This window comes from Alkalihalobacterium elongatum (assembly GCF_019024285.1).
GTDB lineage: Bacteria > Bacillota > Bacilli > Bacillales > Bacillaceae_F > Alkalihalobacterium > Alkalihalobacterium elongatum.
The window spans coordinates 356,237-370,354 of sequence record NZ_WMKZ01000001.1; the positions used below are offsets into that span (position 1 = coordinate 356,237).

Sequence of the window (14,118 nt, forward strand, 5' to 3'; positions counted from 1 at the left end):
TGTATCCTATTAAAGGTGGACTTATCCATACCAATGAAAAAAGTGCCTAACTCCTCATAATAAGAGCTTAGACACTTTCCCATATCACTTTTATTTAAATGTATTTTCAGAAATATTTTGTATAAATCGACTCTTTTCACCTATATAAAAAAGGTCCAGTGAGTGCATCGCCCTTGTACAAGCAGTATAAAATAAATTCCGTTCACTTTCCTCGTGATATTTTATGTTTGATGCATCGTAAATAATGACAGCATCAAACTCAACTCCTTTAGATAAATAAGATGGAATTACAAGCACACCTGCTTCATAACCTGTTGATTGTTTCGTTATCATTCGAAGAGGTACTAATTCTTTTAAATGTTCATAAACATTTTCTGTTTCCTCAGCCGTTTTACAAATAATTGCGATCGTTTCTAGTCCATTGGCTTGAAGCGATTTAATTCTCCCGCTTATTTTTGAATGAAGATCATTATGATCAGCGGCTAATTCAACCGTTGGCTTTTCACCTTGTCGGTTAAAAGGGTCGATATTTGCACCGATAATCTCTTTTGTAAACTCGACGATTTGATAAGTCGAACGATAACTACGTGTTAGCTGATATTGCTCCATTTCGTCTTCTTGAAATAAGTAGCGTAATGCTTCAAAACTATTGACGGAAGAATGAGCATAAATGGACTGATTTAAGTCGCCAAGTACCGTCATCTTTGCCCGTGGAAATAAACTTTTAATGAAAGCAAATTGAAACGGAGAATAATCTTGTGCCTCATCAATAAACACGTGACGGATCGACGTGTTCACCTGAAGACCTTCAAGCCGACCTTTTAAATAAAGAAGAGGTGTCGCATCCTCATAACGAAGATGATTTTGTTCGATATTTTCAGTCGTTGAAACACAAATATCAGTCCACTCCTTCGGTAATTGATCCGAATAACGCTTAACATACTCTGTTTTCCTAAATAATTGAAGGTACGTTGCTTTTACATCAATAAACTGTAAATTCTCAATATATCTTTTGATTTTTTTCAAACGTTTTTTCACAATGATCGCAGCAAGAATTTCTTTTTCCCTGTCAAAATCATAAAATTCATCGTTGTTTTGACTGTTTTTTTGGAGTTTATGGTAGGCTTTTAAATAAGCTTCCTTATCTAATAGCTCCATTTCACGTTCAACCCACTCTTCTTTACGCTGCTGAAGCTCAAACGTTCGTAGCTCCTTCAGTAACCATTCTGAGGTTAAATTCATTCGATTAGGTATCGGTAAATTTTGATCTAAAGCATAAAAATACTCTTTGATCCTTGCGCTTGAAAATAAGGCTTGCCCTTTGAATTTTAGCCCTTTAAAAATGATTCCATCTTGTTTTAGAAGATTTAAATACTCATCAATTACCTGCATAAATAAGAGTGACGATTTCAATTGGATGCCTGCAATACCAACTTGGTAAGATATATCTTTTGTTTTGGTCAAAACAAATTCCATTTGAGAAAATGGATCTTCTATCGTAAACGAATTACCTAATCGATGTTCTAAGTATTCTTGAAATGTCGTCTGTTGCATATTCTCTTCACCTAGCTCTGGTAGGACGCTAGATACGTAACTATTAAACATGGAGTTTGGTGAAAATAAGACGATATTTTCGGCTAATAGTGTATCGCGGTATCGATACAATAAATAAGCTACTCGTTGTAGAGCTGCTGAAGTTTTTCCACTTCCAGCTACTCCTTGCACAATTAACAGTCTTGCTTTTTCATTACGAATAATTTGATTTTGTTCTTTTTGGATCGTTGCAACGATGCTTCTCATTTGCGAATCTGCTTGAGCCCCAAGAACGGTTTGAAGCATTTCATCTCCAATCGTAATTCCTGTATCAAACATATGTAAAAGCTCACCGTTTCGGATGATATATTGCTTTTTTCCTTCCATCGTACCAACAATAATTCCAGAAGGCGTTTCATATTGTGCCGTCCCTGGCCCGTAGTCATAATATAAGCTTGAGATCGGCGCACGCCAATCGTACACATAAAAGTCGACGCCATTTTTATCGACGAACGAAGAAGTCCCGATATACACCTGTTCAGTCTCGTTTTCTCCAGTTTCAAGAAAATCAACTCTACCAAAGTACGGTGACTTCTCTAATTTATGTAAATTACGCAACTCGTTCATCGAATGACGATGTCTACGCTCTCTTTCTGACAATAGCTCAGCTTGTTGTTTTATACTTGCAAACGTTTCAGCTGCTTCTTCGGCATTATCAAAATTTACGGTCACATCGTCCCAAAACTTCCTTCTGATGTCGACAACGTCTACTTTTACATCGCCTAGCTGGTCCTTTAATTCGTGTATTCGCTCATTAATTTTATTAATAACGAAATCGACTCGTTCTTGTTCTACTTGCCAATCCTTGTTCTTTTCAGTCATAACTTCACTCCTAGCAGATCGTATCTAAGAAAAGCGGAAGGTGTCTGTTTGATGGCTGTAGCTAGACACACTGCAATTTGACTTTAGAAAAACTACCTCTTATCTTTGTTAGAATACGTATAATTTATTCCTGTTTTAGACAAAGAAGGACGTTCCTTCCATGTGGATACGTCCTTCTTGATGTCTATAATTTAATGTTATGTGTAAAAGCGTTCATTTATCTATCCACGAACATTTTTCTACAGCTTAATTTGAAGCCAACAATGATTTTAGCACTTCTTGGACGAGTAGACCTTCTTTGAAATCAATTAAGAATGCTTCTTCACCTTCTGTCGCCTTTACAAATTCATCGATTAAGTTTATTGGAGACGATACCAAATCACTCGGTTCAATGATAGCTAATTCTTCCCCACGACGAGCTTGTTTCACTACTCTCCAGTCTTCCAACGCAATCGTTTGCTTCGTACCATGGATTGTAAAAGCAATTTTCTCTTTTTCAGCTTGTCCAACAAGACCGTCCACTAACACTTGTAAACCACTTTCCAACGTTAAAGTTGCGATTAAACCAATTTCACTTTTCTCATGATCTTCTGGATATTCTATTTGGGAGTCGACGTTAGTTACTTTTCCAAACATATGAACAATCATTTGTAAATAGTGCGGCATAATTTCACGGATAAATCCACCTTGTTCACGAGTGCCAATCCACGGAGTTTGTTGCCACACACGAGGCCACACGTCAAAATGCAATTTTAAAGAAATTCGTCTTACTTCTCCTAAATCCTCTTTCTCAACCCGTTTTTTTATCGTTGTAAAAGGTGCATTGTAAGGTAATGGAAAGTGAATGGCATGGACAATGTCTGCTTGCTCAGCATACGCTAACATCTCCTCTGCTTCTTGAAGTGAGTTAGCTAATGGCTTCTCACATAAAACATGTTTCCCATTTTTAATCGCAGCGAGAACAACTGCATGATGATAGGCTGGGGGAACAGCAACATAAACAATGTCGAGCGAATCTCTTTGCACTAATTGCTCATAATCAGTCAAAGCAGTTACCCCACCACATTCAGCTGCCGTTTTGTTTGCCAGTGTTTCATTTACATCACAAACAGCATCAATTTCAGTATGAGCATTGGCCATAAATTCTTTAATTAACCGTTGTCCAACCACTCCTAAACCAACAATTCCAACTCTTTTTTTACGCAAATCATTCACCCTCTCCCGAATATACGAATTTTAGTTTACCATCAACGAACGATAATTTCGCGTCAAATGTATTATCGCCTTTTTTAAACCCTTTAATAACGTTCGTTTCTTCTCCCTTAAGCAATTTCTTTACATTTGCTTGCGATACGGTTTTTCCTAGAAGTTTTTTTGAAATCGTGAAATTACATTTCTTCGTCGTGTAATTCGAACAACCATAAAATGTTCCTTTATCAACAATATCACCATTACATTTCTTACAAGTACCGATTTTTGTTCCTGGCGTTTTCGTTCCTCTTGTTTTAGCTCCCCTTGTTTTCTTCCCTTTTCTTCGACTTCTAAACTCTTCTAGATTGTACGAGGAAAAGTTCCAGGACTCACTTTGCTTAACCGCATCTTCTATCAATTTGAGTGAGAGCTTTTTTACTTGATTCATAAAATCACTAGGCGAGGCAGTACCTTCTCCAATTTCATGAAGACGTTGTTCCCACTTAGCCGTCATTTCTGGAGATGATAGTAGGCTCTCTCCTATGGAATCTATTAATAATATGCCTTTATTCGTTGCACTAACTTGATTTCGTTTCACTTCAATATACTTACGATCTTTTAAACCTTTGATTATACCAGCACGTGTTGCTTCTGTACCCAGTCCTTCTGTTTGTTTTAAAACTTTCACTAAGTCACTGTCTTCAAGATGCTTACCTGCTGTTTTCATTAACGTAATGAGTTGACCTTCAGTATACCTTTTGGGCGGTTCGGTTTTTCCTTGTCTTACTTCAACTTTTTTGACAGTACCTGTTTCTTTTTCTTGTACAAGTGGTAAGTCTTGGTCATCGTCGTCACGTTTTTGTTTTTTCTTCCCACTATAGATGACTTTTCGCCAACCAGCTTGAACTTCTTGTTTTCCTTTTGAAATAAACATCGCTCGCTCATCAACAACGGTGTGTATCGTCGTATAATCAAAAATTGCCTGATCATAGTGAGCTGCAATCAGTCGTTTTGCAATGAGCAAATAGATTTGTTGTTCATCAGGACTTAGTTTAGCAAGTTGCGGAACTTGTTCAGTCGGTATAATTGCATAGTGGTCACTTACTTTCTTTTCATCCACATATCGTTTGTTATCGAGGATGGAAGGCTGTGGTACAGGGAAGAATGAACCGAGGTCGTCAAAATGTAGTAGCTTTCGTAAAATTTCTGGAAACATTTTTGCTTCTTCTTTTGTAACGTGACTTGAGTCAGAACGCGGATAAGAGATCAGTCCTTTTACATAAAGCTTTTGAGCAATCTCCAGCGTTTTTTGCGGTGAAAACTTATACAAACTGTTTGCCGTTGCTTGCAAGGCTGATAAATTAAAAAGGTAAGGGGGCTGAAACTCTTTTCGTTCTTTTTCAACGGATTGAATTGCTGCTTCTTTTTCTTCACAAAACTGACGGATTTTGTTTGCCATAGCTTCGTCATCTAAACGTGTTTCCTCGTCCTTATGCCACTTCCCCTTGTAAACTTTTCCTTGAACATCAAAAGTAGCATTAACTTCCCAAAATGGTTTCGATTGAAAGTTAGCAATTTCTTTTTCCCTTTTCACAATGAGCGCAAGTGTTGGGGTTTGCACTCGTCCAAGTGAAAACACATCAGATATTCCTCTTTGTTGCAACAACAAGGTGTAAGCACGGGACGCATTCATACCAACGAGCCAATCGGCACAAGCTCTTGAATAGGCTTCATAGTAAGTGGTTCTCGTATCCGTCTCATCCAAAAGTTTAGAAAAACCATCGATGATTGCCTTATTGGTCAGCGATGAGATCCACAACCGCTTCATCGGCTTTTTCACGCCACTTAATTGGATGATGTTACGGACAATTAACTCCCCTTCCCTCCCTGCATCTCCTGCATGTATAATTCGAGACACTTCATGTTTATTTAATAATTGCTTTACGATAGTAAACTGTTTATATTTTGATTTCGTCACTTTATATTGAAATTTTTCTGGAATGATCGGTAATGTTTGTAGCTTCCACGTCTTCCATTCTTGCTTATAAAATTCAGGTGGACATAGCTCTGTTAAATGACCAATCGCCCACGTACAATAAGCACCATTTTTAAACACTTCATTCGGAAGGATTTCAATAAACCCATCACGACGCTTAAATTGAAAGGGCGATGCTAGTTTTAACCCTTGGTCTGGCTTTTCCGCAATAATAATTTCCATCGATTTAACCTCACTAATGGCTGTTCATAGTTTTTAATAGATAAGGCTTAACAACAGTGCTAAGTATACACACTATCAATATTAGCGCCTTTACTATATGAATCTACTTTTCCATTCACTAAGTATATATGAAAGGAGTCATTACAGCACGTGAAATTTTCTTTTAATATTCGTAAAGATATGTCTCTCATTCTATATGTAAAACCTACAGTTGCCCCTTGGAATAGTAAAGATTTCAGAAGAATTAACTATAACATTAAACGTCTCATAATAATTTCTAAAATGTGATGATATGAAACCTCGTTCATTAGTTGGGGTTGTGACGGGTATCGGAAGTTTCGACGAAAAATCAATATTTCGTCGATATATTTAAAGTTCCACTGAAAAACATAACTTCCGTTGATTAACAAAAATATAGTTGTCATATGCAAAAATACACGGGAACCGATAACGAGTCCCGTGCTTTTTCGTAGTTTTTCTATAATTTACACCCACCACATATCAGAAGGTTTTTCTTCAATAATAATGGAGTTAAGGTTTTTTACGGCTCTAGCAAAGCCTTCTTCAATCGACATGATTGGATCCTCATGCTCAATGCTGACGACGTAATCATACCCGTAAACTCGTAATGCACTAATCATATCTGACCATTCTTGAATGCTATGACCGCAACCGACTGAACGGAACGTCCATGCTCTCGTTTGGACTTCACCGTATGGCTGCATGTCTGTTAACCCGTACATATTCACGTTTTCTTGGTCGATGTACGTATCTTTCGCGTGAAAGTGATGGATAGCATTGGCTTTTCCTAATATTTTAATCGCAGCCACTGGATCAATTCCTTGCCACCATAAGTGACTTGGGTCCAGATTAGCCCCGATTGCATCACACGTTTCCTCACGTAATTTAAGAAGTGTATACGGAGTATGAACTAAAAAACCTCCGTGAAGCTCTAAGCCAATTTTGACATTGTGGTCTTTCGCAAACTGGCCCATCTTCTTCCAGTATGGAATTAACTTTTCTTCCCATTGCCACTTTAATACATCACCGTATTCATTCGGCCAAGGTGTAACAGGCCAATTCGGGTATTTCGCACCTTCATGATCACCTGCTGTTCCCGAGAAGCAATTGACTACAGGAACTCCCATTAAATTCGCCAGCCTAATCGTCTTACCTAGGACGATATCCGATTCTTCAGCAAATGCTTTATCAGGAGAAATCGGATTTCCATGACAACTAAAGGCACTGATTTCAAGGCCTCTAGACGTAATTTTTTCTTTGTATTCTTTTCGCTTTTCTTCGCTTTCTAAAAGCGCATCGAGATCGCAATGGGCATTCCCTGGATAACCACCTGTTCCAATCTCAACTGCTTTTACGCCAGCCGTCTTGACATAATCTAACATTTCGTCAAGGTTTTTTTGTGAAAATAAAACCGTAAATACACCTAATTTCATACTATGCCCTCCTTACTTTCCGTTAAGTTAAAGCTCAATACTCTTACCCGTTTCACTGCTTTTATAAATACCATCAATAATTCTTGAAACTTCAAGTGCTTCTTCAGCCTTAACAATCAATTCATTCCGCCCTAAGCAAGCATCGATAAAGTTTTGTGCTTGGGGAAGACCTGGATTGTCTTCTCCACCAATGTAGTTTGCTTGACTGTTAAGAAGCATCCCATGCTTGGCTTGATTGAGTTCAAACGGGAATAAATCAATTCCACCTGTTTCTCCAGATATACTTACTCGTTCCACATCTTCTTTTATGTTAGCTGACCATGACGTTTCAAATAACATCGTTGCTCCGTTTGCAAAGCGAACATACGCTGTTACATGATCATCGACATCGAACGTTTCGTGATTAAAAGTGCCCCATTCATTGATCTGGTTAGGCATTTTACTAAGTTTGTTATATGTTTTTCCAACGACTTCAACAGGTTTAGGACTACCAAGAAGCCATAAAGATAAATCTAAAAAGTGACAACCGTAGTCGATTAAACTACCTCCACCTTGTAGTTCTTTATTTGTAAAGACACCCCACCCTGGGACTTTTCGTCTTCTAAGTGCTTGCACACGTGCGACAATCGGTGTGCCTATTTCATTTTCTGAAATGACGTTCTTTGCAGCTCTAGAGTCTTTCATAAAGCGGTAATGGTACGCAATCGAAAGAACTTTACCCGACCTGTCCCGAGCATCAATCATTGCTGTACATTCGTCTGTATTCATCGCCATCGGCTTTTCACATAACACGTGAACACTGGCATCTAGAGCTGCGATCGTAATTTCCGCATGAAATTTATTCGGTGTACAAATCGTTACCGCATCTACCTCATGGAAAAGGTCGCGATAATTCGTATATACCTTTTCAATATTAAACTTTTCAGCAGCAGCTTTAGCTGTCGTTTCGTTCACATCACAAACTGCTACAACCGTTACATCGTTGGCTAGCTTTAGGAAGGCTGGGATATGCCGATCTTGAGCAATCCCACCTGCCCCAATAATACCCATACGTAATTTACTCATGCTAGACTCACCTTTCACTTACACGCTGGTAATTCGTTTTGTTTCATTTGACTCAAGTGCAGAAAGAACAACCTGTAGGGACTTAAGTCCTTCTTCACCAGTAACAAGTGGTTGCTGATCTTCTATTATCGCATTGATAAAATGATCAATCACTTGGGTATTCGTTTGTCCCCCCGATTCGTTCGTTTGGATTCCCCCTAGCTCATACTTAACGACTTCACCATTTTTATATTGAACAATAACTGAATGGACAGGGTCATCTTCAAGACGAAGGATCGCATTCTCTCCATAAATAATCGTTGAGTTATCTTCTTTTGAAACGTAAGACCAGCTTGCAGCAAGTGTACCGATAATGCCACTTTCAGTTTTTAATACACAAACAGCTGTATCATCTACGTCTGTGTTTTCTTTTGCACTTGTTTCAACAAATGCCCCTACTTCCACAAACTCCTCTCCAAGGATGTATCGTAATAAATCGGTTTTATGAACACCGAGATCACCCATGGCGCCGATGTAAGCTTGTTCTTTTTTAAAGAACCAACTGTCTGTTCCATCAGCACTCCAGCCTTCTGGGCCACCGTGACCAAATGATGTACGGAAGCTATAAATTTTTCCTATCTCACCATTTTCAATTAACTGTCTGGCTTTTTGATGAGACGGTACAAAACGTTGGTTATGAGCAATCATTAATTTCTTATTACTTTGTTTCGCCGCTTCAATCATCGCAAAGGCATCTTCACGTGAAGTGGCCATTGGTTTCTCACAAAGGACATGTTTTCCTGCTTGTAATGCCGCTATCGAAACAGGCGCATGTAAATAGTTTGGCGTACAAACACTTACCGCATCAACATCTGCATTTTGTAATAACTCTTCATAATCCATATAAGCTTTAGCTTCATATTTTTCAGAAAATTCTTGTGCACGTTCTTCAACAATGTCACAAACTGCTACAATTTCAGCTTGCTCATTATTTGCGTATTCAGGCATATGGCGATGTTTTGCAATACTCCCACAACCGATAATTCCTATTCTAATTTTGCTCATCGATGACACTCCTCAACTTAGTTTTTAGGTTTAATTTCTTCTAATGGCTTAGCGTTTCCGTAGACAGGTCTCTTTCGTTTCGTCGGAGCCGTCCATTCCACTGCATTTTTAATTACTCGTTGAATTTCCTTGTTGTAATAAGTAGGATACGTTTCATGACCTGGTCGGAAATAAAAAATCTTTCCGTTTCCACGTTGATATGTACAACCACTTCTAAAAACTTCCCCACCTTCAAACCAACTCATAAAGATCAATTGGTCAGGTGCTGGAATATCAAAATGCTCCCCGTACATTTCTTCTTTATCTAGTTCAATATATTCACCGATTCCTTCAACGATCGGATGGCTCGGATCGATGACCCAGAGTCTTTCTTTTTCGTCAGCTTCACGCCACTTTAAATCACACGTTGTACCCATTAATGTCTTGAAGATTTTAGAAAAGTGACCCGAATGAAGAACGATCAATCCCATCCCATCAAGAACTCGTTCTTTGACTTTTTCAACGATCTCATCATCAACTTCATCATGAGCAAGATGTCCCCACCAAACAAGTACATCAGTTGTATTTAAAACGTCTTCTGTTAATCCGTGTTCTGGAGTATCTAGTGTAGCCGTTTTCACAATGATGTCTTCTTCATCTAAAAAGTTAGCAATAGCACCGTGAATTCCTTCTGGATAAATATCTTTAACTACTGGATTTTTTTGTTCGTGACGATTTTCATTCCAAACTGTTACATTGATCATATATCTCTCTCCTTTTACATTTCTTATTTGACTCCATCATATGTGATATAGCAGTAACTAAAAATAGATTATATAATTAAAACATATACTATTTTGCTATTTCTTTAGAAAGGAAGCTTTATGAAAACACATATTGGCTTTTGTGGTTTTTCCTATCATACAAAAGGTTATTATTCCAACGACAATACAAAATTAACCGGATATCTTGTTCGCCTTCAAACAGAAGGGTACTGTGAAGCTTTAATTAATAAGCGTAAATTTGAGATAAAAAAGGGAGACCTTCTCCTAGTGAAACCTGGTGATTATTATGATCTACACATTGAAGGCAATCAAAAAAGTGGTGACTATCACTTGTTTTGCGAGGGTTGCTGGGTTGACGAATGGTGGGAGCGTTCGGTAAAGCCTACTGTTTCTCGGATTGACCTTGATGAAAAAATCCTTTCACTTTGGCGTAACCTTATCATTGAACAGAGAAGGCCTACTTCAGAGAAAGATCATGAACTTTCTCAATATTTACTGCAAGCATTACTAGTTTCACTTGAGCGAGCGGTTAATGACGTTGCCCCTACTGTTAGACGACCCTATCCTGTTACAAGAATGATGCGTTACATTGAAGAGCATGCGACAAGTGGTTTAAAAGTTGAGGATGCGGCAAGCCATGCTGGACTTAGCGTTTCTCGAGCCGTCCACCTTTTCAAAAGCAACGTCGGAAAAACAATGATTGAATATGTACAAGAAATCCGTTTATCTTCTGCCATTAATCAAATGAAATATACGTCGATGACACTTGAGCACATCGCACACAACAGTGGTTTCGGAACGTATCCTTATTTTCATAGAGTGTTTAAAAAGAAATACGGGATGTCACCAGGGGAGTACCGAAAGAAGGAGTAGAGAAGGTAAAACTGATGAAGATAAAAGGACGCAATACACTCCGACTTCAATCGGGGCGTTTGTGTCCTTTTAAATACTTGTTTAAAAGTTTGCAGCTACTAATCTATTTTGCGGACTTCACAGGCCCTTATTTCCAACAATTCATGTGAAATCTTCGACTCTTTCATAAAATAAGAGCTTCTGAGTGCCCTACACGTGCAAAGTTTAGACTAATTCGCGTTAGACCGACATTTCTATTACACCTGTATTTGTTGTGACACTCATATTCGCTAACCATGCAGCACCGATGACACCAGCATCGTTTCCTAACGTAGCAATTGTAATGTCAATACCATCAAACACTCTAGGGAATGCAAAACTCACAAAATACTCTTTAATTGGAGCTAAGATAGTATCTCCCGCTTTTGATACTCCTCCACCGATCACAATTTTTTCAGGGTTTAACCCGTTTGCTAAATTAGCTAATGCGAGACCTAAGTACAGGGCCACTTCATCGATTACCTTTTTCGCAGGCCCATCCTCTTCTTTCGCTAAATCGAGCACGTCTTTTGCAGTCAGCGTTTGTGTTTCCTCAAAGACATCTTTTAATCTAGTAAAATGTGTCGTCGTGCTAACTTCTTCTAGCGCGAGACGAACGATACCTGTTGCCGATGCGATCGTTTCTAAACAACCTTTTTTTCCGCAATTACAGCTTGCACCATCTTTGATCACTGATGTGATGTGACCAATTTCACCGCCAGCTCCATTTAAGCCGTGAACAATTTTGCCATTAGAAATAATGCCACCCCCGACACCTGTCCCTAGTGTTACAAAAATCATATCGTTAGCTCCAGCTCCAGCACCTTTCCACATCTCACCAAGTGCTGCTAAATTCGCATCATTGTCAACAACAACTGGTAAAGCTGTTTCTTTTTCTAGTAGAGCTTTTAACGGGAAGTGTTCCCATCCTAGGTTTACAGCAACTTCAATTGAACCATCTGTAAAGTTAACAGGTCCTGGTGCGCCAACACCTAGTGCAAGTAATGTTCCTTTAGGAACGTTTAATTCTAGCATCTTTTGATCAATTGATTTAGCTATGTCAGTTGGTATACGGTGACCATTTTTAGTTTTATCTGTAGGAATTTCCCACTTTGTCACTAACTCTCCATCTGTTGTTACAAATGCTAGTTTAATTGTAGTCCCCCCAATATCAACCCCAACGAGCCATCTCTCTTCCATCATGACCACTCCTTCTCCTTGTTTATACTCTCAATTCTATTCAAAAAAATAATAATGATTTTTAGTCTTAAATAGTCGAAAAGGACACTGTCCCCAGTATCCTTTTGACGTTTCAAACTCCCTAATCGCAAACGTTTGCGCATGTGACCTTTTCCGTATTCTTAGACTAATTTATACACTCTTGCTTCGTACGGTTTCAATGTAACATTTTCAAGCTTTTCTTCTAGAACCCCATCATAGTTACTCAATAACAATTGTGCTGATTTTTTCAATAAGCTTTCTGGTAAACTAAATTCTGTTGCTTCTGCAAAGAGGTTCGTGATAACCAATACGGTTTCATTATTTAATGTACGAGTATAGGCATATACTTGTTCATGATCTTCTGCAATAAGATCATACGTACCATAGACAAGAGCTAAGCCGCCTTTTCTTAATTCAATTAGTTTTTTGTAATAGTGGTAAATTGAATTTGGATCTTGCATTGCCTGTTCTACGTTAATATCCTTATAGTTCTCATTCAATTTCAACCAAGGAGTTCCTGTCGAAAATCCTGCGTTTGCATCTGTATTCCATTGCATCGGAGTTCGCGAATTATCTCGGCCATTTTTCCAAATAACTTCCATGATCTCCTCATGGGTTTTTCCATCTTCAATTTCACTTTTATATAAGTTCTTGATCGCTACATCATTGTAATCATCAATAGACGTAAATTTCACATTTGTCATTCCAATTTCTTGGCCTTGATAAATGAATGGTGTACCTTGCATTAAAAAGTACATAGTTGCAAGACATTTTGCAGACTTTTCCCAGTACTGTTCACTGTTCCCCCAAGTTGAAACCGAACGTGGCTGATCATGATTTTCAAGGAATAATGCATTCCACCCTAATCCATCAAGACCTTTTTGCCATTTCGTTAATGTTTCTTTAAGAGCAGGGAGATCTAAACCTCCATCGGTACTTTTACCCCAAAGGTCAAGGTGTTCGAATTGGAAAATCATATTAAAGCAACCTTTTTCTTCGCCTACCCACTCTTCTGCTTGATTAACTTTAACACCATTTGCTTCACCGACTGTCATGATGTCATATTTATCAAACGTTTCACGTTTAAGTTCCTCAAGAAAAACGTGAATACCTTCACGATTCATATGTCCTTCTAACGACGGGACATAGCGTTTATTGTTTGGATTCGGTAGGTCAGGGAAACCTGGTACCTTCTTGATGTGCGAAATGGCATCAACACGGAAACCATCAATCCCTTTATCTAACCACCAATTAACCATTTCATATAAGTCGCTTCTTACTTTTGGATTCTCCCAATTAAGGTCAGGCTGTTTACGGGAGAAAACGTGCATATAATATTCTTTTGTCGTTTCATCAAATTCCCAAGCCGAGCCGCTAAAAATGGACTCCCAATTATTTGGTTCTTTTCCGTCTTTACCAGGATGCCAAATGTAGTAGTCTCTATATGGATTTTCTTTCGTAGATCGCGACTCAATAAACCATGGGTGTTCATCAGATGTATGATTGATGACAAGATCTAAGATTAATTTCATACCGCGGTCATGAACTTCTTTTAAAAGTTGATCAAAGTCAGCCATTGTTCCGAAGTCATCCATAATCCCTTTATAATCACTAATATCGTAACCATTATCATCATTTGGCGAGCTAAAAATTGGACAGATCCAAATAACGTCTATTCCTAAGTTTTTTAAATAATCTAGCTTTGAAATGATCCCTTGAATATCACCTATTCCATCACCGTTTGAGTCCATAAAGCTACGAGGATATATTTGATAAGCTACTGCTTCTTTCCACCATTTCTTTTTCATCAGCAAACGCCTCCTTCTCTCTACCATAAAAATAGCATATTTACATC

Annotated in this window: 10 protein-coding genes; 1 reads left to right on the forward strand and 9 read right to left on the reverse strand. The window is 38.3% G+C overall.

Annotated elements, in window-relative coordinates:
- Window positions 1-90: 90 nt before the first annotated feature.
- From helD to GKP30_RS01930, 7 genes are all read right to left on the reverse strand, one after another.
- The gene (gene helD, locus GKP30_RS01900) at window positions 91-2,415 is read right to left on the reverse strand and encodes an RNA polymerase recycling motor HelD (RefSeq protein WP_216827690.1); all 2,325 of its coding nucleotides are present in this window, start codon (window positions 2,413-2,415) and stop codon (window positions 91-93) included.
- A 246-nt stretch (window positions 2,416-2,661) separates the two neighbouring features.
- Window positions 2,662-3,621 (reverse strand): Gfo/Idh/MocA family protein, encoded by a 960-nt coding sequence (locus GKP30_RS01905; protein WP_216827691.1) that lies wholly within the window; start codon window positions 3,619-3,621, stop codon window positions 2,662-2,664.
- A 1-nt stretch (window position 3,622) separates the two neighbouring features.
- A complete protein-coding gene (locus GKP30_RS01910; protein WP_216827692.1) occupies window positions 3,623-5,824 on the reverse strand; it encodes a DNA topoisomerase III in 2,202 nt (733 codons plus the stop codon).
- A 485-nt stretch (window positions 5,825-6,309) separates the two neighbouring features.
- Entirely contained in the window at window positions 6,310-7,278 is a 969-nt protein-coding gene (locus GKP30_RS01915) for a sugar phosphate isomerase/epimerase family protein (RefSeq protein WP_216827693.1), read from the reverse strand.
- A gap of 27 nt (window positions 7,279-7,305) precedes the next feature.
- Window positions 7,306-8,343 carry a Gfo/Idh/MocA family protein gene (locus tag GKP30_RS01920; RefSeq protein WP_216827694.1) on the reverse strand — a complete coding sequence of 346 codons (1,038 nt, stop codon included), beginning with the start codon at window positions 8,341-8,343 and terminating at the stop codon, window positions 7,306-7,308.
- 18 nt (window positions 8,344-8,361) lie between these two features.
- Complete coding sequence (locus tag GKP30_RS01925; protein WP_216827695.1) at window positions 8,362-9,387, reverse strand: Gfo/Idh/MocA family protein; 1,026 nt, start codon at window positions 9,385-9,387, stop codon at window positions 8,362-8,364.
- Between the two features lie 17 nt (window positions 9,388-9,404).
- A complete protein-coding gene (locus GKP30_RS01930; protein ID WP_216827696.1) occupies window positions 9,405-10,130 on the reverse strand; it encodes a ThuA domain-containing protein in 726 nt (241 codons plus the stop codon).
- A gap of 120 nt (window positions 10,131-10,250) precedes the next feature.
- Here GKP30_RS01930 and GKP30_RS01935 point away from each other — a divergent pair, with 120 nt between their 5' ends.
- The gene (locus tag GKP30_RS01935) at window positions 10,251-11,024 is read left to right on the forward strand and encodes an AraC family transcriptional regulator (RefSeq protein WP_216827697.1); all 774 of its coding nucleotides are present in this window, start codon (window positions 10,251-10,253) and stop codon (window positions 11,022-11,024) included.
- A 219-nt stretch (window positions 11,025-11,243) separates the two neighbouring features.
- On the opposite strand, the gene GKP30_RS01940 is transcribed toward GKP30_RS01935, so the two are convergent.
- Complete coding sequence (locus GKP30_RS01940) at window positions 11,244-12,242, reverse strand: ROK family glucokinase (protein ID WP_216827698.1); 999 nt, start codon at window positions 12,240-12,242, stop codon at window positions 11,244-11,246.
- A 161-nt stretch (window positions 12,243-12,403) separates the two neighbouring features.
- Window positions 12,404-14,071, reverse strand: coding sequence for a glycoside hydrolase family 13 protein (locus GKP30_RS01945; protein ID WP_216827699.1), 1,668 nt, complete (start codon window positions 14,069-14,071; stop codon window positions 12,404-12,406).
- Window positions 14,072-14,118 lie beyond the last annotated feature (47 nt).

Bases quoted from the DNA above. Each gene is read 5' to 3' on its own strand.
- helD (WP_216827690.1), bottom strand. From the start codon at position 2,415: ATGACTGAAAAGAACAAGGATTGGCAAGTAGAACAAGAACGAGTCGAT.
- GKP30_RS01910 (WP_216827692.1), bottom strand. From the start codon at position 5,824: ATGGAAATTATTATTGCGGAAAAGCCAGACCAAGGGTTAAAACTAGCA.
- GKP30_RS01915 (WP_216827693.1), bottom strand. From the start codon at position 7,278: ATGAAATTAGGTGTATTTACGGTTTTATTTTCACAAAAAAACCTTGAC.
- GKP30_RS01920 (WP_216827694.1), bottom strand. From the start codon at position 8,343: ATGAGTAAATTACGTATGGGTATTATTGGGGCAGGTGGGATTGCTCAA.
- GKP30_RS01925 (WP_216827695.1), bottom strand. From the start codon at position 9,387: ATGAGCAAAATTAGAATAGGAATTATCGGTTGTGGGAGTATTGCAAAA.
- GKP30_RS01930 (WP_216827696.1), bottom strand. From the start codon at position 10,130: ATGATCAATGTAACAGTTTGGAATGAAAATCGTCACGAACAAAAAAAT.
- GKP30_RS01935 (WP_216827697.1), top strand. From the start codon at position 10,251: ATGAAAACACATATTGGCTTTTGTGGTTTTTCCTATCATACAAAAGGT.
- GKP30_RS01940 (WP_216827698.1), bottom strand. From the start codon at position 12,242: ATGGAAGAGAGATGGCTCGTTGGGGTTGATATTGGGGGGACTACAATT.
- GKP30_RS01945 (WP_216827699.1), bottom strand. From the start codon at position 14,071: ATGAAAAAGAAATGGTGGAAAGAAGCAGTAGCTTATCAAATATATCCT.